Source organism: Pseudoalteromonas sp. SR43-2, from assembly GCF_014163885.1.
Lineage (GTDB): Bacteria > Pseudomonadota > Gammaproteobacteria > Enterobacterales > Alteromonadaceae > Pseudoalteromonas > Pseudoalteromonas distincta.
The window spans coordinates 84,819-105,325 of record NZ_JACJED010000016.1 but is presented as its reverse complement, the minus strand read 5'-3'; the positions used below and the strand labels follow the sequence as shown (position 1 = coordinate 105,325).

The following is a 20,507-nucleotide window of genomic DNA, read 5'->3' as shown; positions in this document are numbered from 1 at the left end:
AATAATATGAACTTACGTGTAAACACCTATAAAAAAGCTCAAAAAGAACTTTCTCTTTCAGAAGCCAATCCTCATCAAGTTATTCAAATTTTGATGAGAGAGTTTTTAACTCAAGTATATCAGGCTAAAGTTTTTATTCAGCGTTCAGATATCGAGTCTAGAAATAATAGTATAAAAAAAGCAATTGGTATTATAGGTGGATTAAAGGGAGGATTAAATTTAAAGCAAGGTGGTGATATAGCTGATAATTTAAATGCTCTTTATGATTATTTAGTTATTAGATTATCAGAAGCGAATACACAAAATTCGATAGATATTTTAGATGAGATAAAGGAGCTTTTTTCGCCTATAAAAGAAGCTTGGGATGGTATTACAGAGGAAGACAAACAAAAAGGTTTTGCACTTTTAGAGCAAAGTGGTTCGTAAGTGGATAAGTCTCTCAATCATAAGGCGATGCAGCTTAGTGAGTGCCTAGAAAACTTACTTAAAGATGAGCGCTCTAAGACAAAGGCTGAAGACTATAGCGGTTTAGCTGAGATTATTGAAAAGAAAAACAACTTGTTAGCCGAATTACTTGAGCTATCCAGTAGTCTGGAACCAGAAAGTAAGGCGTTTGTCAGTAAGTTTATGACGCAATACCAAGCAGAAACTCAAAAGAATTATGACTTGTTAGGTGATGAAAAAGTAAGGCTGCATATGTTACTTATCTCAATGCAAAAAAAGAAAAAACAGCTAAAAGCTTACTCAATAGTTAAGGAAGCGAGTAATTATGAATGACCTAACATTGGCTATAAATGAAAAGTTAGATGAACTTGAGCGCTATCAATTATTCTTACAGACACAGATTGAAAATAGAAAAAAATATGAGGCTAAATTAAAAGATTTTATAAGGCCTGATTTTGATTTAGAAAAAATGTTTCAATCTAATATGTTAGCTTTTGAGGCTATTTATCCTGATATTTACAATACTTTTTTAAATTATCAGCTCTCCCGCTTTGAGTTGCATATGGAAGATGGAAAAGTTAATGTTTATGACACTAAAGAAAACATAAACCTATATAAACATGATATTTATCAAGATTCATATGTACAGTATTTAAGCTTTCAAGATAACCCAGTTGTTCTAACTAATAAGTTTTCTGTCCGCGAAAAAATCAGTGATGGATTTATTCATAGTCATTTTTTAAATGAGCTTGCTATTAATCTAAAACAGCAGAACGAGCAAAAGAAAAGTAATCGACTACCTAAGGTTTTGCCAACTTTAATGCTAATGGGAATAGGTTGCGGTTATCATATTCACTCTATTTTAAGTGACCATATAGTGAAAAAGCTCTATATTTATGAGCCTCATATTGATCTTCTTTATTTAAGCTTATTCTTAACTGATTGGTCGCACATTTTTGAGCAGCTTAATGTGAATAACACTGAATTGCATTTTAGCGTCGGTGAGTTTGATACTGAACTGGGTATTACAAAAGAGGTAGAGTCAGTATTTCAACGATTTGGCCGCTTTTTTTCAGGGTACAGTTTTTTATATAAACACTACCATGACAATTACCTTGATCGTGTTGCAAAACAGCTATCGCAACAATTTGTTGGTAATGTATTAGGATTCGGGTTCTACGATGATTCAATACTAAGTATAGATAATTTTTCCAGAAATTTTAATGTGCCTTTTCTTAAAGCTGAAGGTTTAGATGAGTTAAAGAATATCCCTGTATATTTGATTGCAAATGGGCCATCGCTAGATGCAGATATAAAATGGCTTATAGAGCATCAAGATAACGCAATTATTATAAGCTGTGGCACAGCACTCAGTGCTTTGCATCAATATGGATTAAAACCAGACTTACATTGTGAGATGGAGCGCTGCCAAGTAACACATGATGTATTAGCTTCTTTTTACGATAAAGAGTTTTTTAGTGGTATTACCCTTTTAGCTTTAAACACTGTTTTACCTTCTGTATTTGCCATGTTTGAAGATAAAGTGCAAGGCGTGAAGTGGGGGGAAGCGAGTAGTAAAGTCTTTGTACAAGGTCTAGGGCCTCAAGAAAAACCGGCTTTACTCGTAAATTGTAATCCAACAGTAAGTAATTGTGCGTTGGCTTTTTGTGAAAAAATAGGTTTTACCGATATTACTCTATTTGGTGTTGATATGGGTTACAAATCCGAACAGCACCATTCTAAAAATAGTGTTTATTATGATGGGGAACAAGATTCAGGTTTGTATACGCACAAAGCAAAGCACAAATTAAAAAGCAATTTTGAATCAGATATTTTCGTTGAAACAGATGAAATTTTTAAGTATTCTCACTCAGTACTCGAAAGAACTTTAGCGCAAAATAAACATTTACAGGTGAGAAACTGCAGTGATGGTGCATACATTGAAGGTACTGTGGCTACACGGGCAAGCTCTTTGATTAGTAGTCCAATAGAGAATAAAAGAACACTTGTTGCGCATATTGTTCAAAATATCAAGAGTTCAGAAAATTACACTGATGATGCCTTTATTGCACTTCAAAACGATGTAACTTTGTTTATAGATCTATGTGATTTATACATTGAGCAACTGTCTAGTCGACCGACCTCTATTAAAGCGGTATTAGATACACTTGATGAGCAGCTTCATAGACTTACAAGCTTTCATAATACCACTATCAGCTACTTTGATGAGTTGTTACGCGGTACACTTTTACACACTCACTCAATGTTAATAAATTCTTTGTATAGCGACCAGGATGAACAGTTAGCAATAAATAACTATTACACTAGTGCGCAAATAGTTTGCAATTATCTTGAAGCTATAAAAGAAAATTATACTGCTAGATTTAGTTAGCGCCACTTTAAGAGTTTAGTTCTGTAAAGTTGGTTACAGTTTTTGGGGCCTGTACCCAAAGTGTGATTCTTAGTTAGTGGTTTAAATAAAAAATTTAAACTCAGGCTATGCAAATTTTTTGAACTCTGTATTTAATTAAAAAACTAAAGTGTATTTAACCTAGTGTCTACCATTTGTAATTTACTTTGGTAGGTGAAGTAATCTTTACCTATAGATAATTAATATATTAATCGAAAAGCGTCTGTTTTTTGGCGTTTATGTCAAAAAACTGCCGCTATCACTTGCATCCATGCTGAACTGGCTTACAATTTAACTAATTATACAAATTAGTGAAAGTACGGCTCGCTAAATATGATCTTGATTTTAGATAATAATAACAACCGCGCAATAGGATTAAATGCTTCACTTGGCTTTATTGGTGAGGCTGCTCAACTATTAAGCGAAGACTGCTTTGAACAAGAATGCAAAAAATATCAGCAGCAAGAATGCATGATTATTTTAGGAGCGTTGCAATCACTTGACCACGAAAGCTTAATTAAACGCTATCCAACATTACCGTTTTTATTAATTGGCGAAACGCTAAAACCACTATTAAGTATAGCTAATGTGGTGGGGCTTATTTGCGAGCCATTTAATCACGAAGTGACAACGCAGTTACTTCACGATTGCCAGCAGTATCAGCGCATGTTGCCAAATGAGCATAAGCATTCTAAACCACATAAAACTTTTGACGGACTTGTTGGTGAAACAGAGGCCGTAAAAGATGTTCGCTTTTTAATTGAACAAGTGGCAAAAACCGATGCTAATGTTTTAATTTTAGGCGAATCAGGCACTGGTAAAGAAGTGGTTGCCCGTAATGTACACCTGCTTTCAAAGCGCATTAATGGACCGTTTGTACCTGTAAACTGTGGTGCTATTCCGGCAGAGCTGCTCGAAAGTGAACTATTTGGCCACGAAAAAGGCGCGTTTACTGGTGCTATATCGGCTCGTAAAGGGCGCTTTGAACTAGCTCAAGGCGGGACGCTATTTTTAGATGAAATAGGCGATATGCCACTGCAAATGCAAGTTAAGTTGCTGCGAGTATTGCAAGAACGCAGCTACGAACGTGTTGGTGGCACAAAGGCTATTCAGGCTGATGTACGCGTTATTGCGGCCACGCATCGTAATCTTGAAACAATGATTGAAGAGGGGAGTTTTAGGGAAGATTTATATTACCGCTTAAATGTATTTCCTATCGAAAATCCATCGCTGAGTGAACGTGCTGATGATATTCCGCTGCTTTTAAAAGAGTTAATGCGCCGTGTTAACGACCAAACAGGTTCTACCGCTAAGTTTACCGAGCGCGCAGTTGAGAGCTTAAAAGAACATGCTTGGCCTGGTAATATTCGTGAGCTTGCTAATTTGGTGGAGCGTATGGTTATTATGTTCCCTGACAAAGTGGTCGATATTCCTGATTTACCTAACAAATATCGTTACATTGAAGTTGAAGCCTACGAGCCAGAATACCCTGAAGAGTTAATGGAAAAAGACGCCTTTAACGACATATTTAGTACAGGCTTTAGTGATTACGAAAGTGAGCCAGACGCTGAGTTTAGCCAAACGGGTAGTGGGCTATTACCTGATGATGGTATTGAGCTTAAAGATTATTTAGCCGAGCTCGAAATTAGCTTAATTACCCAAGCGTTAGAGCGCTATGATTATGTTGTAGCTCGCGCTGCAGAGATATTAGGGGTTCGCAGAACCACACTCGTTGAGAAAATGAAAAAGTATAATCTTTCACGAGATTAGAAGTACTAAAATGGTGAAATACTTTTCGTTATTTATTATTCATTTGTGAGCAATCACTTTACGGGCTTTGCCCGTCACGCAAGCAAGCTTGGCGTCTACAAGATAAACACAAACTTAAACCTTGGCGGTATACGCTGAGCTTGCTCGCATGAAAAGCGTAGCTTTTAATCATTTAAATAAAACGTTATTTCACAAAGAGAAAAACGAAGGTAAATGAGAAACCATAGTCAACTTACGCTTTACTTCTCTAAAGCGCAGCGTCTCTTAACCTCTTTGTGAACTAATCACTTACTCACTAGAAGCCTTAATAATTACTTCTTTTCTAAAACAATCATTACTATGATCGTTAACCATACCGCAGGCCTGCATATGAGCGTAAACCGTTGTAGGGCCTAAAAACTTAAAACCCCGTTTTTTTAAATCTTTAGCAAATGCAGTTGATGCCTCTGTAATTGCTGGGTAGTCCTCAGCGTTATTTAAATTACTTATAATCGGTTTATTATCGACAAACTGCCATTGGTAGTTACTAAAACTTCCAAATTCTTTTTGTATTTCTATAAAGCACTTTGCGTTGTTAACAGTTGCCGCAATTTTTAAGCGATTGCGCACAATCCCTTCATCAAGCATTAGTCTCTCAACGTCATCTTGTGTGAATTGTGCCACTTTATCTACATCAAAATTAGCAAATGCTTTTTTGTAACCGCTACGCTTTTTTAAAATTGTGTACCAGCTTAAGCCGGCTTGCGCTGATTCAAGAGTGATAAATTCAAACAGCTTTATATCATCATAAAGAGGGACGCCCCATTCTTCATCATGGTAAATAACGTAGTCGGGTTTAGTGGTGTCGAGCCACGGGCAACGGCACTTTATTTGCTCACTCATTATTATTCCTTTTTGTGTGCGTCATTTTTATGTCGCTCAAATTATTGATGTAACTTAATGATAAGTATGTAAATAAATTTTGGTATAAATCGTGCATTTGGACATATATCTACATCAATTCGAGATTTGATTATGGCCCTTGCTAGCGTGCTAAAACCACAGTTTTTTTCTGCAAATCAGTATAACCCATGTTTACTTCAAGAGGAGTACATTGGTGAATTAAGCGATCTGCGTAAGCAAGCAAGTTGGCTTTCGCACTTGGTTGATACCATGCCAGCAGGTGTGGTTGTACTTGATGGCAAAGGGTTGATTGCAAAAGCGAATCAAATAGCGATTGATATGCTTGGCGAGCCACTTGAAGGCGAACGCTGGTTTAATGTTATTCAGCGCTCTTTTAGGCCACATCAAGATGATGGCCATGAAGTGTCTTTAAAAGACGGACGCCTAATAAAGCTTGATATTACTGCTTTAGCACCAGAGCCTGGGCAACTTATTTTAATGACGGATTTAACCGAAACTCGCCGCTTACAAAAACGTGTTGCACATATGCAGCGATTAAGCGCGCTGGGTAAAATGGTTGCATCATTAGCGCATCAAGTACGTACGCCGCTTTCAGCCGCTATGCTTTACGCAGCTAATTTAGGATCAAAGCGCTTACCCGAAGCATCTCGTGATAATTTTCAAACAAAGTTAATGTCGCGTTTAAAAGATTTAGAAACTCAAGTAAACGACATGCTGTTATTTGCTAAAAGTGGCGATCAGCAAGTTGTTGAGCAAGTTTCAATGCAGCAGCTTTTAACCGAAGTTAAAGCAGGTGCCGATGCGATGGTCGCACTTAATGAAAGTGAACTGGATGTAAGCTTACCAGAGCCAGATATACAAATAGTTGGTAATAAAACGGCATTGGCCAGTGCTATTCAAAATCTAGTGCACAATAGTATTCAAGTTATTGGCGGCGGCGCAAAAGTAAAAATTAGCGCACAAAGAGATTTAAAAGATTTAGATATGGTTCGTATTAGTGTGAGCGACAATGGCCCAGGTGTTGATTTAAGCCAAAGCGATAAAATTTTTGAACCATTTTTTACTACAAAAAGTCAGGGCACAGGTTTAGGGCTTGCTGTAGTGAGTTCGGTGGCTAGTGCGCACCAAGGCCGTGTTGATGTGACTAATAATACGCATGGTGGTGCCTGCTTTAGCTTGTTACTGCCTATTAAGGCAACATCTAAATTAGAGGGGTCATTATGAGTAACACTATTTTAGTTGTCGAAGATGACGCAGGGCTTCGTGAAGCCTTAATAGATACCCTTGAAATGTCGGGTATTGAATGTGTTGCAGCGAGCAGTGCTGAGCAAGCAATGTTACTGCTTAAAAAAGATCAATTTTCGCTTGTTGTAAGCGACGTGCAAATGGGCGCAATGAGTGGACTTGATTTACTACGCAGTATTAAATTAAACCACCCTGATTTACCTGTATTGATGATGACGGCGTATGCCACAATTGACGATGCGGTAGAGGCCATGCGCCTAGGTGCAATTGACTACATGGCAAAACCATTTGCACCTGAAGTGCTGTTAAATATGGTGAGCCGTTATTTGCCTGAAAAAGCAAAAGAAACCGACGGCCCCGTTGTTGCTGATCCAACTAGTATTCAATTATTGGAGCTTGCAAGTAAAGTAGCACGCTCTGATGCAAGTGTAATGGTACTTGGCCCAAGTGGTTCAGGTAAGGAAGTACTTGCGCGTTATATTCATGATAAGTCGAGCCGATGTAATGAGCCATTTGTAGCGATTAACTGCGCGGCTATTCCTGAAAATATGCTCGAAGCCACGTTATTTGGTTACGAAAAAGGGGCTTTTACGGGGGCGATTCAAGCATGTCCGGGTAAGTTTGAGCAAGCACAAGGCGGTACTATTTTACTTGATGAAATTACTGAGATGGACTTAGGGCTACAAGCTAAACTTTTACGCGTACTGCAAGAGCGTGAAGTAGAGCGTTTAGGGGGTCGTAAAACAATCCAGCTCGATGTACGTATTTTGGCAACCAGTAATCGTGATTTAAAAGAAGCCGTGGTAGATAATCAGTTTAGAGAAGATTTATATTACAGGCTTAATGTTTTTCCACTTATGTGGCGACCATTGTGCCAACGCCCTGGCGATATTATTGTATTGGCTAAGCATTTAATTGAGCGCCATATAAGTAAAAGCAAAGAGCCCATGGCATATTTAGATAAAGCTGCTGAGCAAAAGTTACTGGCTCACGCGTGGCCTGGTAATGTGCGCGAGCTTGATAATGTTATACAGCGTGCGCTTATACTGCGCACGGGTAATACAATAAACGAGCATGCTATTTTTATCGAAAACTTAGTATCTAATAACTTTGTTATGGAGCCTTCATTGGCCCCTGCGCAAACCGTATCGCCAACAGAATTAGCTCACGCAGACAAAGGTGTTGATAAAAGCACGTTAAGCTCTGCATATTATGATGAAAAATCGCATGCTGAGGATGAGCCTAAACAAGGTTTATTAGCGGCAGATACCGGTAGCTATAAAGATGAGCTTAAAGACAAAGAGCATCGCATTATTTTAGAAACCCTTGCACGTTGCCAAGGTAAGCGTAAAGACGTTGCCGAAACGTTGGGCATAAGCCCACGAACTTTACGTTATAAACTAGCGCAAATGCGCGATTTAGGTATTTCACTTCCTGCATAACCTCCTATAAACCCTAAGTTTGCGCTGCGAGCTTAGGGTTGTCAAAACTCTGACTCACACAAATTAAAGTTAACTCATTGTATTTTAATAATTAATTATTTGGCATGCTTTGTGCTTTATTACTTATAAGAGTTCACTGCGTGTCAGAGATAAATTATGAAAATTCAAAACAGTGCTGTATTTCAAGAAATGCAATCAATGGCTTTAGAAGCCGGCCGTAATAATCAAACTAATAAACTGCCAACTCAGGTGCAGTCTACTTCTACAGCACAATTTGGCGACATGCTAAGTGATGCAATAAATTCAGTGCACGGATTACAACAAGACGCCGCGCAAAAAGTAACAGCAGTTGAGATGGGGGATCGAAGTGTATCTCTTGCTGAGGCGATGATTGCTTCTCAAAAATCATCAGTTGCTTTTGAGGCTACAGTACAGGTTCGTAATAAACTTGTTGAAGCTTATAAAGAAATCATGAACATGCCTGTTTAATTAGGTAGTGGAGAATTATTGTGGCGCAATCTAACCAATCTACAGACCTAGCACTTGCTGGTGGCGGTATTGACCAAAGTGGTGGTGATGATCAACAAGAACAAAAGTCAGGCTACTTAAGTGCTTTAAATGGTGTTGATGTATTGCGCCAAGTAACATTGGTTATAGCATTGGCTATTTGTTTAGCTATCGCGATTTTTATTATTATTTGGGCTCGTCAGCCAGATATGCGCCCGTTAGGCAAAATGCAAACAGAAGAGCTTATTCAAACATTAGACTTTTTAGATGCGCAAAAAATTGAATATCAACTTGATGGCAATGTTGTATCGGTTGATGAAAGCGAATACCAAAACATTAAACTGCTAATGACCCGCGAGGGGTTAGAGCAAGGCCCTGCATCTGGCTCTGACATAATTATGCAAGATATGGGCTTTGGTGTAAGCCAGCGCTTGGAGCGTGAACGCTTAAAGCATGGTCGTGAACAGCAATTAGCACGCACCATTGAAGAGCTAAATAACATTACTCGCGCCAAAGTATTGTTAGCCATCCCTAAAGAAAACGTATTTGCCCGCAGAGAGAAAAAACCATCTGCTACTGTTGTATTAACACTTAAGCGTGGCCGCTCACTTGACCGTGAAGAAGTAGACTCTGTTGTTGATATGATTGCTTCAGCAGTACAAGGCCTAGAGCCTGCACGTGTTACGGTTACTGACCAAAATGGTCGCTTATTAAATTCAGGTTCGCAAAGCTCATTAGCAGCACGCTCTCGTAAAGAATACGATTTAGAACGCAAGCGCGAACAAGAGTATCTTGAAAAAATAGACAGTATTTTAATACCGGTTGTTGGGCTTGCAAACTATACAGCTCAAGTTGATTTGAGCATGGACTTTAGCTCAGTTGAGGAAACTCAAAAGCGTTATAACCCAGACCTACCAGCGGTTAGAAGCGAAACCACATTTGAAGAAAACAACATTGGTGGTTTAGCTGTTGGTATTCCTGGTGCGCTTACAAATCAACCACCGCTAAACTCAAACATTCCTGAGGTTGCGGGGCAAGGTGGCGCAGGTACTGCTACGTCACCAACACGTAGCCACAAAGAAGCAACACGTAATTATGAACTCGATACAACTATTTCTCACAAGCGCCAGCAAAGTGGTGTAATACGCAGAATAAGTGTGTCAGTTGCTGTTGACTACGTCCCTAAAGTGGGAGAAAACGGCGAAACAACTATGGCCCCGCGCTCGGTAGAGGCATTGTCAAATATTCGTCGCTTATTACAAGGTGGTGTAGGTTTTGATATGCAACGTGGTGATGCACTTGAAGTAGTAACAGTACCGTTTGTACGTGAAGCAACAAATTTAGCAATAGAAGTGCCACTGTGGGAACAAGACTGGTTTATGAAAATAGCCCGCCTTGTACTAGGCGCCTTAGTTATCATTGTATTGATAATGGCAGTAGTAAAACCAATGCTTAAGCGCTTAATTTACCCAGACGATACACTAGAAGAATACGACGAAGATGCATTAAGTTCAGGCGTAGATATTGGCGACAATACACTTGATATGCTAAATAAAGACTTTGATTCTGCTTCGGTTGGTTTCTCAAGTGATGGTACACTGCAGTTACCGGATTTACATGGCGACGAAGATTTACTCAAAGCAATTCGTGCCCTTGTAGCTAACGAACCAGAACTATCATCACAAGTAGTGAAAGCGTGGTTAACAGAAGATGACTGATCAAGAACAAAAACAACTCCCGCCAGCCTTTGATGTTGATAAGCTAGATGGGGTAGATAAAGCTGCTATATTACTTTTGAGTTTATCAGAAGAAGATGCCGCGCAAATCCTTAAACACTTAGAACCTAAACAGGTGCAAAAAGTGGGTATGGCGATGGCTGGGCTACAGGATTTATCTCAAGCTAAAATTAGCGCTGTACACAACTTGTTTATAGAACAAATTCAAAGCTTTAGTACCATTGGTTTTCAGTCAGAAGACTTTATTAAAAAAGCGCTTACAGCAGCACTTGGTGAAGACAAAGCCGCTAGCCTTATTGACCAAATTGTTATGGGCTCAGGTGCTAAAGGCTTGGATTCATTAAAATGGATGGACTCTAAGCAGGTAGCAAACATTATTCGTAATGAGCATCCGCAAATTCAAACCATTGTATTGTCGTATTTAGAGCCAGAACAGTCAGCTGAGATTATTGCTCAGTTCCCTGAAAAAGTGCGTTTAGATTTAACAATGCGTATTGCAAACCTTGAAGAAGTTCAGCCAGCAGCACTGCAAGAGCTAAACGAAATTATGGAAAAACAATTTGCCGGCCAAGCAGGTGCACAAGCAGCTAAAATGGGTGGCTTAAAAGCAGCTGCAGATATTATGAACTACCTAGATACCAATGTAGAAGGGCAGTTGATGGACTCTATTCGTGAGCATGACGAAGAGATGTCGCAGCAAATTCAAGACTTAATGTTTGTGTTTGAAAACTTAATGGATGTTGAAGACCGTGGTATTCAAGCAATCCTGCGAGAAGTACAACAAGACGTATTAATGAAAGCAATTAAAGGCACCGACGATGCCCTTAAAGATAAAATACTGGGCAATATGTCTAAGCGTGCAGCCGAAATGCTTGCTGATGATTTAGAAGCTATGGCACCTGTTCGTATAAGTGAAGTAGAAGCGGCGCAAAAAGAGATTTTATCAACAGCGCGTCGTTTATCTGACTCAGGTGAAATTCAGCTGGGCGGCGGCGGTGGCGAGGAGTTCTTGTAAGCCATGAGCAAACTCAAAGGGCGCACACTTCGGGCTGATGAAGCAGATGAATTATTAAAAAACTGGGCTATTCCAGATGTAGCACCAGATGAGAGCAGCTTTGGCAATCGCTCTACAGCTTACGGCACACCGCTTAGTGATCTGTATAAAAAAGAATTAGCTGAAGAAATGCCAATTGATGAGCCACAAGAACCAGAATTGCCTGCGCTTACTATGGTTGAGCTTGAACGCATTAGGCAAGACGCCTACGAAGAAGGCCTCAAGCAAGGTCATGAGCAAGGCTACATAGACGGTTTTGAAAAAGGCGTTGGCGAAGGCAAAGAGGCAGGCTACAAAGATGGCTTAGAGCAAGGTAAAACAAAAGGCCTTGATGACGTAAAACCATTAATTGAAGAGCAGTTAACAAGTTTAAAAACTATTTTAGAGGGACTTACTGCACCGCTAGATAAAGTAGATGAACAAGCTGAAAAGCAATTAGTACAACTTGCTAGTATGTTAGCGGAAGCTGTTATTTATCAAGAAGTAAAAACATCGCCTGATGTGATTTTACATACGTTAAAGCAAAGTATAGATTCTCTTAATGCCGAGCAAGAAAAAGTACGAATTCATTTAAACCCCGAAGATTTAGAGCTCATAAAAGAGAGTTACGGCGAACAAACTATTATTGATAATAACTGGCAATTAATGGCAGAGCCCACTCTTGAGCGCGGTGGCTGTGAAGTTAAAACAGCGCAATCATCACTCGATATGACCCTTAAAACACGTGTCAAAGAAACGTTGGATAGTTTTTTGCATAATAGTGGTATCTAACTATTTTATTGGCGTGTTATGTCAACTCAACGTGCACCTTTAAGCGAACGCTTATCTCAATATCAACAACATATTAAAACCCCAGCGCCTGCTGTGGCAGGTATTTTAACGCGTGTTGTTGGCCTTACCCTTGAGGCTAGAGGTTTACGTGCCCCCGTTGGTAGCCAATGTAAAATAGAAACTATGAACGGCTTTGTAGACGCCGAAATAGTCGGTTTTAACGATCAAACTTTGTACTTAATGCCTAATGATCATATCTCTGGTGTACTTCCTGGTGCGCGTGTAATTCCTCAAGTTAATAACTTAGGTTTACCTGTAGGGATGAGTTTACTAGGGCGCGTGGTGGATGGCTTAGGGCGACCGCTAGATGGCCTTGGTAAAATTAATGCTGAGCATCATTTAAAATTTGCACAAAATACTATAAACCCGCTTTCAAGAAGACCAATCACTAAGCCTATGGATGTAGGTGTGCGTGCTATTAACTCGGTTATTACAGTAGGGCAAGGCCAGCGCATGGGCTTGTTTGCAGGCTCTGGTGTGGGTAAATCAGTACTTCTCGGTATGATGACCCGAGGTAGCGAAGCCGATGTAATTGTTGTTGGCTTAGTGGGGGAGCGTGGTCGCGAAGTAAAAGAATTTATTGAAGAAATACTCGGTGTAGAGGGGCGCAAACGTTCAGTTGTTGTCGCAGCGCCCGCTGATTCATCACCGCTTATGCGTTTAAAAGGCTGTGAGAGCGCCGTAACTATTGCAGAGTATTTTAGAGATCAGGGTTTAAACGTATTATTGTTACTCGATTCGGTAACGCGTTATGCAATGGCGCAACGTGAAATTGCACTTGCTGTAGGCGAGCCGCCTGCTACAAAGGGTTATCCGCCTTCGGTGTTTGCTAAATTACCTGCGCTGGTGGAACGTGCTGGTAATGGCGGTGAAGGGCAAGGTTCAATTACCGCCTTTTTTACGGTGTTGAGTGAAGGTGATGATATGCAAGACCCTATTGCTGATGCAGCGCGAGCTATTTTAGATGGCCACATTGTATTATCGCGTGATTTAGCCGACAGCGGGCACTATCCCGCTATAGATATAGAAAAATCGATTTCGCGTGTTATGCCTCAAGTCGTTTCTGAACCACACATGCAACAAGCACGTGTACTTAAGCAAGTTTATTCAATGTATCAACAAAACAAAGATATGATTACTTTAGGTGCTTATCAAAAAGGGACCGATCAAATGCTCGACCAAGCCATAAATATGATGCCAAGAGTAAATGCATTTTTACAACAAGGTATGCGAGATGTCATTAGTTACGATGATGGTCTGCAAGGTCTTGCTCAGTTACTAGGACAAGCATAATGGCTAAAAATAAACTCGATTTATTGCTCAAAATTGAAAATGATAAAGAAGAAAATTTGCGCATGAGTTACTTACAAGCCAATCAAAATTTGCAAGCAAATCAACAAAAGCTGCAAGGTTTAAATAACTTTAGACTTGAATACTCTCAGCAGTTACACCTAAAAGGTAAGTCGGGTTTATCTAGTGCAGGATTTGGCCAGTACCATGCTTTTATAGCTAAAATTGAAGAGGCAATTCGCCAACAAGCAAGTACAGTAAATACCGCTAAGCAAGTTGTTACTCAACGTAAAACGCTATGGCTTAAGCAGCAAATTAAAGCTAAAGCAGTTGCCAAATTAATCGAGAATCAAAAACTCAAAGCAAATGCGTTAATGGCTAAAAACGAGCAGAAAATGTTAGATGAGTTTTCAGCTAATCAGTTTTTTCAACGTCGGAAAACTTTGTAATTCAGGCACACTAATTGCTTTGTTACTTAGTGGTATTTAACTTTTGGCGGTATGCGGTGGCATATTGCCGTAATGGTATTAGGTGATTTATGGCGATGAATAACATTTCGTTTTTAGTTTCTTCTGAAAAAGATTCACTGTTAGCTTTTAAAGACAATAGCTTAGCTAATGGCGAAGAAAATTTAGGCGAAGAATTTTTAAGTCAGCTAAACGAAGCGCATAACTCTATGGGGCCATTGCTTAAAGGCAATAAAAATCCCGATGCCGAAAACTCGATTGCCATACCTGAGCATAAACAGCCAGAAGAAAATGAAAATCTGAGCGTAAAGCTAGATGAAATAACAACAGAAGAAGTTACTTTTGTATCTGTAGAGATGCTTGATCAAATTAATTCAGCACAAGCAATGAGCACCTCGATTAATAAGCCGTTCGATGCAACTAAAAGTATAGAATTAGAAGATGCAGAGTTAGAAACCACCTCAGTAATTTTATCTGCTAATACAAGTGATGAAGTATCGACTGAAAAAGCGAATACAGCGAGTGTATTACAAAATCCAATTGCCACTAATGTAGACTCTAAAACGGCTAAATTAATTGATTCAAAAAGCGATAACTTAAGCTCACTACCTTTGAACTCTTTACCATTAAATGAAGGCAAGCATCGGAAAAGTGGTGTTGCTGAAGCTATTGAAGGGCCATTAAGTTCTATAAATAAAAAGCCCGATGACAGCCCTGGCTCTACATTAGAAAAACCTGAATTTGCATTAATGAGTTCTAAAGAGCAGCTAGGACAAAATAAGTCTGCTGATAAAAATAATACAGTTTTGCCAACACCCGCCGACAAAGCGAGCGTTACTCAGTCTCCTTTAGCCACAACTGAAGGTGATAATAATGCAGCAATAAATACGTTAATGACTAAAGATGCGAGCTTAATTAAAGCTAATAGCGTTATTGCTAGTTTAACGCCTGAGCAGCGCTCACAACTTAACGCGCAAGTTAAGGTATTAGAAAATACTGATTCAACAAGTAACACTTCAAATATTAAGCAAATGCTTGCACAATTTATTACTGATAACGAAAAAGCACAAAGCACGGCAACAAAACACTCTTTTAGCGCAGAGATAAATTCACTTAATACAACTGAAAAACAAAGTTTATTAACGCAATTAAACGCATATATTAAAACAGAGCAGCCTAAAGGCGAGCAGTTGTCAGTGCTTAAGCAAACAATTAATGAGTTAAAAGCTTCTATTGAAATAGGGCTTGCTGATACCGCTAAATCAGACTCAAAAATGTTTGTGGCCTCAGAGACTCCTAATGCAGTATATGATCCACAAAAGTTAAGCTTAAAGGCATCTACAAACGAAGGCGCGGATATTAATAAAGCTGTAGCAACCTCAGCTAAACGTGATGATTTATTAAAATCACTTGAAGAGTTACAAAAAGATGGGCTTAGAAAAACAACGGCAGAACAAACGCCTGCACGCGTAGCACAAGTATTTACGCAAATTACAGCCGCTTTAAATACTCAGCAAACGAGCACATTAAGCCAATACGACTCATTAAGTTACGAGCAGAGCTTACTTGATACCCAAATAATACAAACTCAACAATTACAAAGTACATCACAAGTTAAGCAAGTAAGTATTGATCCAGGTGTAATGCAGGCAATTAATATTGTTAAAAGTGATGCAGCTAAATTACTGCAAGAGCGCGTTAGCTCAATGTTGAGCATTAATAATAAAGAAGCAGAAATTCGCCTCGATCCTCCAGAAATGGGTAGCATGCAAATACGTATTCGTAGCGATGCAGAACAAGCACATATAAATTTTGTTGTACAAAACCAGCAAGCCAAAGAAGCACTTGAGCAATCAATGCCGCGCTTACGTGAAATGTTAGCGCAACAAGGGCTAGAGCTTGGCGAAAGCACAATTTCTTATGGGCAATCTGGTGGTGAAACAGCTGAGCAAAGTGAGAGTGGAGCCCAAGGTAATTTGGCTAATAATAAGTCAGTTAATGATGAAAACGACGAGCAAGCAAATAACACTGCACAAAGTTCTCGACAACAAACTTCATCATCAATAGATTACTATGCCTAAGTACTGCTATTATAATAGTTAAAACAAGCAAGTACCTTTGCGATTAAAGGAATCATGATGGCTGAAGAAGCAAGTTTAGAAATCGAAGAAACCGGTAAAAGTAAAAAGAAACTAATAATAATCATATTAGCTGTACTAGTTATTGTAGGTGGTGCAGCGGGTTACTTTTTTATGTCAGGTTCGGATGCGCCAGTTGAAAGCTTAGATGAAGAGACTGCAATATCAACAGATGCAGCTTCAGCTGAGCCTACTGATTCAGCTGAAATTGGTAGTGCTTTATATGTGGCTATGCCACGCCCATTTGTATTTAATGTGCCAGGTTCAAGTCGCGATAGAATTGTACAAATTAAAGTGCAGTTATTAGTGCGTGGTGAAGTAAACGAGGAAACAGCCAAAAAACATATTCCACTAATAGAAGGGACGCTATTGAGTGTGTTTTCTACTACAACAGCTGATGAATTAAGTACGAGCTCTGGTAAAGAAACACTTCGTTTTTCTGCACTTGAAAAAGTCCAAGCGGCTTTAAATGATGTTGAAGGCAGCAAAGTAATTGAGCGGGTATTGTTTACCGGCTTTGTGATGCAATAAGGGGTTAGCGTGAGCGATTTATTATCCCAAGACGAAATTGATGCGCTATTACATGGCGTTGATGACGTTGAAGAGGAAGATATACACGAAGGTGAAGATGGCGGGGGAAGTACGCTTCAGTACGATTTTTCTTCGCAAGATCGGATCGTACGTGGTCGTATGCCGACGCTGGAAATTGTTAACGAACGCTTTGCTCGTCATATGCGAATTAGCCTATTTAATATGATGCGTCGCACCGCAGAGGTGTCTATTAACGGCGTGCAAATGATTAAGTTTGGCGAGTATATTCATACTTTATTTGTCCCAACCAGTTTAAATATGGTCCGTTTTAGGCCTTTAAAAGGCACTGGCCTGATTACCATGGAAGCACGACTTGTGTTTATTTTGGTAGATAACTTTTTTGGTGGTGACGGGCGTTATCATGCAAAAATAGAGGGCCGAGAATTTACCCCAACAGAGCGCCGGATTGTACAAATGCTCCTTAAAATAATCTTTGAAGATTATAAAGAAGCATGGGCACCGGTTATGGATGTATCGTTTGAATATCTCGATTCAGAAGTAAACCCAGCTATGGCGAATATTGTAAGTCCAACAGAAGTTGTGGTTATTAGCTCTTTTCATATTGAGCTTGATGGCGGTGGCGGCGATTTTCATATTGCACTTCCGTATTCGATGCTTGAGCCAATCCGAGAGCTTTTAGATGCGGGTGTTCAATCTGATACAGAGGATACCGACTTACGTTGGAGCAAAGCACTTCGCGATGAAATAATGGATGTTGAGGTTGATATGTCGACTCAGTTACTTGAAGTTGATTTGACCTTAAAGCAAATTATGGAATTAAAAGCAGGTGATATTATTCCGGTTGAAATGCCTGAGCATATAACCGTATTTGTTGAGGAACTCCCTACATTTAGAGCCAAGATGGGTCGCTCTCGCGATAATGTTGCGCTTCAAATTAGTGAAAAAATTAAACGACCTGATTCAGTTAAATCTGAGCTGCATGTATTTACCAAAGGCGGCAAGAAAATTGACTCAGATGCAGAATTAGCAGAACTAGAAGATGATTTACACCTCTCTGACGGTGTAGACTTAGACTGGTAATTGATTAAAAGGTTAAAAGTATGAGCGATGATCAAGACACAATGGATGAATGGGCAGCAGCATTAGCAGAAGCCGAAGGTCCAGATGATAGTGGCGAAGCACATGTTGCAGAGCTTGATGAGTTAAGTGATTCAAAACACGAAATGAGTGGTGATGAAAAACGAAAACTCGACACTATTTTAGATATTCCCGTTACTATTTCAATGGAAGTAGGGCGCTCTAAAATCAACATTCGTAACTTACTGCAACTTAATCAAGGCTCTGTTGTTGAGCTTGACCGTGTTGCGGGTGAGCCGCTAGACGTGCTAGTTAATGGTACTTTAATCGCTCATGGTGAAGTAGTTGTAGTAAACGACAAATTTGGTATTCGCTTAACTGACGTGATAAGCCAAGTAGAGCGGATCAAAAAATTACGATGAGCTTATTAGTTGCTTTAACGACTACCGTTTTTTCAAAAGCAGATGTGGCAACACCAACTGGGGACATACTCTCTATGGTGCTGTCGCTTGTAATGGTGCTAGTGCTGATTATTGTACTGGCATTTTTTGTTAAAAAGCTTAACCCTAATTTAGCAAATAGTGATGAGTTTAAAGTAGTTAGAAGTCTACCTTTAGGTTCTCGCGAGCGTTTAATGGTTGTTGAGATAGATAAAGCTCAGCATTTACTTGGTGTAACTCCCCACAGTATTAATTATTTACACAAGTTAGAAACCCCATTAAGTGAAAAAGAACTGCCTGAACTCGCTAAACGATTTGGTAAACTTTTAAACCCGCAATCAAACCAAAATAAAAAGAATTAAACCTATGACAAAGTGGCTGCTTATTATTTTTGCCATAGTGTTTGTACCAAATGTAAGTGCAGAAGGAATTGATGCCCTTACCATTACAACAAACGCTGATGGCACACAAGATTACTCAGTAACGTTACAAGTTTTAGCAATTATGACGGCGCTGAGTTTTATACCGGCCGCCATAATTATGATGACCTCTTTTACACGAATTATTGTTGTACTCGCCATTTTGCGCCAAGCAATTGGCTTACAGCAAACACCGTCAAACCAAGTGTTATTAGGTATGTCACTTTTTTTAAGTATTTTTATAATGGCGCCTATTTATCAGCAGGTAAACGAGCGAGCTATAGAGCCTTACTTAAATGAGCAGGTTACATCAGTAGAGGCTTTAGAGCTTGCTAAAGAGCCAATGAAAGCATTTATGCTTTCACAGGTGCGTTTAAAAGATTTAGAAACGTTTGCTAAAATTGCTGGTTACGATCAGTTAAATTCGCCACAAGATACGCCATTAATAGTGTTAATACCGGCCTTTGTAACCAGCGAACTGCAAACGGCATTTATAATTGGGTTTATGTTTTTTATCCCATTTTTAATTGTTGATTTAGTGGTCGCTTCGGTCTTAATGGCGATGGGTATGATGATGCTTTCTCCCATGATAGTGTCCTTACCGTTTAAAATTATGCTGTTTGTACTTGTTGATGGTTGGAGCTTAGTGATGGGGACTCTAGCTAAAAGCTTTGGTTTAGGGACTTAGTATGCAAAGCATTAACATGACCCAACGATAGGAGTACAACATGGAACCGGAAATTTTTGTTGATATTCTAAGTGACGCGCTGTTTTTAGTTATTAAATTGGTGTCTGCAATTGTAGTCCCAGGCCTAATTATTGGTTTAGTGGTTGCTGTATTTCAGGCGGCAACATCAATCAATGAACAAACGTTGAGCTTTTTACCTCGTTTATTAATTACCATTAGTGCGCTAATTGTAGGTGGGCACTGGCTTACTCAAGAACTGATGGATTTTTTTACTCGCCTAGTATTACTTATTCCTGAAATTGCAGGTTAAACGTGGAATACCCCTTTGCAGTTGTTATTCAATGGTTGAGCGATTTTTTGCTGCCCCTGGTACGCATTAGCTCAATGATTATGATTATGGCTGGTTTAGGTGCTAAAAATGTCCCTACGCGTATAAAAATGGGGTTATCAGTTGTTGTAACTTTTCTTGTTGTTCCTGTTCTGCCGCCCGCTACATTCACTAATTTATTTTCGTTTGAGATGATTTTAGTCGTTATTCAACAAATGCTGATTGGTGTTGCTATTGGTTTTGCATCTATACTTTTATTAAATACTTTTGTGTTAGCAGGGCAAATACTTGCGATGCAAACCGGTTTAGGTTTTGCTTCGGTTATTGACCCCTCTAATGGCGCAAGCGTCCCAGCGGTTGGCCAGTTTTTCCTTATTTTGGCCACCTTGCTATTTTTTGCTTTTAACGGTCATTTAATGATGATTCAAATGGTGGTACATAGCTTTCAAGTGCTACCCATTGATGGCACATGGTGGTCTGTAGATCATTACTGGGACATAGTGACTTGGGGCGGCTGGATGTTTACTACAGCACTGGTACTCTCACTTGCACCGCTTACCGCAATGCTCGTTATTAATATGTCGTTTGGGATTATGACGCGTGCAGCGCCGCAATTAAATATTTTCTCTATTGGTTTTCCGTTTACCTTGGTAGCGGGACTTATTATTATTTGGGCGACACTAGGTAACTTTGTTACTCAGTTTGAGTTTCAATGGTTAAAAATGGTTGAGCTAATGTGTACTTTAGTTGGTTGCTCACCTTAGGA

The 20,507-nt window shown here is 39.4% G+C and carries 21 protein-coding genes; 20 read left to right on the top strand and 1 reads right to left on the bottom strand.

Annotated elements, in window-relative coordinates:
• The first annotated feature begins 6 nt into the window (after nt 1–6).
• The 4 genes from fliS to H5120_RS14155 all read left to right on the top strand — a co-directional run bounded on the left by fliS (nt 7) and on the right by H5120_RS14155 (nt 4,624).
• Nucleotides 7–426 carry a flagellar export chaperone FliS gene (gene fliS / locus H5120_RS14170; protein ID WP_182675120.1) on the top strand — a complete coding sequence of 140 codons (420 nt, stop codon included), beginning with the start codon at nt 7–9 and terminating at the stop codon, nt 424–426.
• The gene (locus H5120_RS14165) at nt 427–777 is read left to right on the top strand and encodes a hypothetical protein (protein WP_182675119.1); all 351 of its coding nucleotides are present in this window, start codon (nt 427–429) and stop codon (nt 775–777) included.
• Nucleotides 770–2,836, top strand: a complete 2,067-nt coding sequence (locus tag H5120_RS14160; protein WP_182675117.1) for a 6-hydroxymethylpterin diphosphokinase MptE-like protein — start codon at nt 770–772, stop codon at nt 2,834–2,836. Before H5120_RS14165 ends, H5120_RS14160 begins: the two co-directional genes overlap by 8 nt.
• A gap of 351 nt (nt 2,837–3,187) precedes the next feature.
• A complete protein-coding gene (locus H5120_RS14155; protein ID WP_182675115.1) occupies nt 3,188–4,624 on the top strand; it encodes a sigma-54-dependent Fis family transcriptional regulator in 1,437 nt (478 codons plus the stop codon).
• Between the two features lie 288 nt (nt 4,625–4,912).
• Here H5120_RS14155 and H5120_RS14150 read toward each other — a convergent pair whose 3' ends face one another.
• A complete protein-coding gene (locus H5120_RS14150; RefSeq protein WP_182675113.1) occupies nt 4,913–5,506 on the bottom strand; it encodes a DNA-3-methyladenine glycosylase I in 594 nt (197 codons plus the stop codon).
• A 132-nt stretch (nt 5,507–5,638) separates the two neighbouring features.
• Between H5120_RS14150 and H5120_RS14145 the strand changes: the two genes are divergently transcribed.
• From H5120_RS14145 to fliR, 16 genes are all read left to right on the top strand, one after another.
• The gene (locus H5120_RS14145) at nt 5,639–6,751 is read left to right on the top strand and encodes a PAS domain-containing sensor histidine kinase (RefSeq protein WP_008168789.1); all 1,113 of its coding nucleotides are present in this window, start codon (nt 5,639–5,641) and stop codon (nt 6,749–6,751) included.
• A complete protein-coding gene (locus tag H5120_RS14140; protein ID WP_182675111.1) occupies nt 6,748–8,214 on the top strand; it encodes a sigma-54 dependent transcriptional regulator in 1,467 nt (488 codons plus the stop codon). Before H5120_RS14145 ends, H5120_RS14140 begins: the two co-directional genes overlap by 4 nt.
• 156 nt (nt 8,215–8,370) lie before the next feature.
• Entirely contained in the window at nt 8,371–8,703 is a 333-nt protein-coding gene (gene fliE, locus H5120_RS14135) for a flagellar hook-basal body complex protein FliE (protein ID WP_039484631.1), read from the top strand.
• Nucleotides 8,704–8,723: 20 nt separating this feature from the next.
• Nucleotides 8,724–10,439 carry a flagellar basal-body MS-ring/collar protein FliF gene (gene fliF, locus H5120_RS14130; RefSeq protein WP_039484629.1) on the top strand — a complete coding sequence of 572 codons (1,716 nt, stop codon included), beginning with the start codon at nt 8,724–8,726 and terminating at the stop codon, nt 10,437–10,439.
• Nucleotides 10,432–11,472: a flagellar motor switch protein FliG gene (gene fliG / locus H5120_RS14125; RefSeq protein WP_007581881.1), complete on the top strand. Its 1,041-nt coding sequence runs from the start codon at nt 10,432–10,434 to the stop codon at nt 11,470–11,472. Before fliF ends, fliG begins: the two co-directional genes overlap by 8 nt.
• Nucleotides 11,473–11,475: 3 nt before the next feature.
• Nucleotides 11,476–12,282 (top strand): flagellar assembly protein FliH, encoded by an 807-nt coding sequence (fliH, locus tag H5120_RS14120; protein WP_182675109.1) that lies wholly within the window; start codon nt 11,476–11,478, stop codon nt 12,280–12,282.
• 18 nt (nt 12,283–12,300) lie between these two features.
• Nucleotides 12,301–13,635 carry a flagellar protein export ATPase FliI gene (gene fliI / locus H5120_RS14115; RefSeq protein WP_002959338.1) on the top strand — a complete coding sequence of 445 codons (1,335 nt, stop codon included), beginning with the start codon at nt 12,301–12,303 and terminating at the stop codon, nt 13,633–13,635.
• Nucleotides 13,635–14,081, top strand: coding sequence for a flagellar export protein FliJ (fliJ, locus tag H5120_RS14110; protein WP_182675107.1), 447 nt, complete (start codon nt 13,635–13,637; stop codon nt 14,079–14,081). The genes fliI and fliJ overlap by 1 nt, the downstream gene beginning before the upstream one ends.
• An 89-nt stretch (nt 14,082–14,170) precedes the next feature.
• A complete protein-coding gene (locus H5120_RS14105) occupies nt 14,171–16,180 on the top strand; it encodes a flagellar hook-length control protein FliK (protein ID WP_182675105.1) in 2,010 nt (669 codons plus the stop codon).
• A 57-nt stretch (nt 16,181–16,237) separates the two neighbouring features.
• Nucleotides 16,238–16,768 carry a flagellar basal body-associated protein FliL gene (fliL, locus tag H5120_RS14100; RefSeq protein ID WP_182675139.1) on the top strand — a complete coding sequence of 177 codons (531 nt, stop codon included), beginning with the start codon at nt 16,238–16,240 and terminating at the stop codon, nt 16,766–16,768.
• Nucleotides 16,769–16,777: 9 nt separating this feature from the next.
• Complete coding sequence (gene fliM, locus H5120_RS14095) at nt 16,778–17,869, top strand: flagellar motor switch protein FliM (protein WP_002959334.1); 1,092 nt, start codon at nt 16,778–16,780, stop codon at nt 17,867–17,869.
• Between the two features lie 20 nt (nt 17,870–17,889).
• Nucleotides 17,890–18,288: a flagellar motor switch protein FliN gene (fliN, locus tag H5120_RS14090; RefSeq protein WP_002959332.1), complete on the top strand. Its 399-nt coding sequence runs from the start codon at nt 17,890–17,892 to the stop codon at nt 18,286–18,288.
• Complete coding sequence (gene fliO / locus H5120_RS14085; RefSeq protein WP_182675103.1) at nt 18,285–18,668, top strand: flagellar biosynthetic protein FliO; 384 nt, start codon at nt 18,285–18,287, stop codon at nt 18,666–18,668. The genes fliN and fliO overlap by 4 nt, the downstream gene beginning before the upstream one ends.
• Nucleotides 18,669–18,672: 4 nt before the next feature.
• Nucleotides 18,673–19,413, top strand: coding sequence for a flagellar type III secretion system pore protein FliP (gene fliP / locus H5120_RS14080; RefSeq protein ID WP_182672308.1), 741 nt, complete (start codon nt 18,673–18,675; stop codon nt 19,411–19,413).
• Nucleotides 19,414–19,453: 40 nt separating this feature from the next.
• Entirely contained in the window at nt 19,454–19,723 is a 270-nt protein-coding gene (fliQ, locus tag H5120_RS14075; RefSeq protein ID WP_002959325.1) for a flagellar biosynthesis protein FliQ, read from the top strand.
• A gap of 2 nt (nt 19,724–19,725) precedes the next feature.
• Complete coding sequence (gene fliR, locus H5120_RS14070) at nt 19,726–20,505, top strand: flagellar biosynthetic protein FliR (RefSeq protein WP_024596364.1); 780 nt, start codon at nt 19,726–19,728, stop codon at nt 20,503–20,505.
• Nucleotides 20,506–20,507: the final 2 nt, after the last annotated feature.

Excerpts from the sequence above, each read along its gene's own strand:
- fliS (WP_182675120.1), top strand. The coding sequence starts at position 7 with ATGAACTTACGTGTAAACACCTATAAAAAAGCTCAAAAAGAACTTTCT.
- fliN (WP_002959332.1), top strand. The coding sequence starts at position 17,890 with ATGAGCGATGATCAAGACACAATGGATGAATGGGCAGCAGCATTAGCA.
- fliL (WP_182675139.1), top strand. The coding sequence starts at position 16,238 with ATGGCTGAAGAAGCAAGTTTAGAAATCGAAGAAACCGGTAAAAGTAAA.
- fliO (WP_182675103.1), top strand. The coding sequence starts at position 18,285 with ATGAGCTTATTAGTTGCTTTAACGACTACCGTTTTTTCAAAAGCAGAT.
- fliE (WP_039484631.1), top strand. The coding sequence starts at position 8,371 with ATGAAAATTCAAAACAGTGCTGTATTTCAAGAAATGCAATCAATGGCT.
- H5120_RS14105 (WP_182675105.1), top strand. The coding sequence starts at position 14,171 with ATGGCGATGAATAACATTTCGTTTTTAGTTTCTTCTGAAAAAGATTCA.
- H5120_RS14160 (WP_182675117.1), top strand. The coding sequence starts at position 770 with ATGAATGACCTAACATTGGCTATAAATGAAAAGTTAGATGAACTTGAG.
- H5120_RS14145 (WP_008168789.1), top strand. The coding sequence starts at position 5,639 with ATGGCCCTTGCTAGCGTGCTAAAACCACAGTTTTTTTCTGCAAATCAG.
- fliQ (WP_002959325.1), top strand. The coding sequence starts at position 19,454 with ATGGAACCGGAAATTTTTGTTGATATTCTAAGTGACGCGCTGTTTTTA.
- H5120_RS14140 (WP_182675111.1), top strand. The coding sequence starts at position 6,748 with ATGAGTAACACTATTTTAGTTGTCGAAGATGACGCAGGGCTTCGTGAA.
- H5120_RS14155 (WP_182675115.1), top strand. The coding sequence starts at position 3,188 with ATGATCTTGATTTTAGATAATAATAACAACCGCGCAATAGGATTAAAT.
- H5120_RS14150 (WP_182675113.1), bottom strand. The coding sequence starts at position 5,506 with ATGAGTGAGCAAATAAAGTGCCGTTGCCCGTGGCTCGACACCACTAAA.
- fliI (WP_002959338.1), top strand. The coding sequence starts at position 12,301 with ATGTCAACTCAACGTGCACCTTTAAGCGAACGCTTATCTCAATATCAA.
- fliG (WP_007581881.1), top strand. The coding sequence starts at position 10,432 with ATGACTGATCAAGAACAAAAACAACTCCCGCCAGCCTTTGATGTTGAT.
- fliP (WP_182672308.1), top strand. The coding sequence starts at position 18,673 with ATGACAAAGTGGCTGCTTATTATTTTTGCCATAGTGTTTGTACCAAAT.
- fliJ (WP_182675107.1), top strand. The coding sequence starts at position 13,635 with ATGGCTAAAAATAAACTCGATTTATTGCTCAAAATTGAAAATGATAAA.
- fliH (WP_182675109.1), top strand. The coding sequence starts at position 11,476 with ATGAGCAAACTCAAAGGGCGCACACTTCGGGCTGATGAAGCAGATGAA.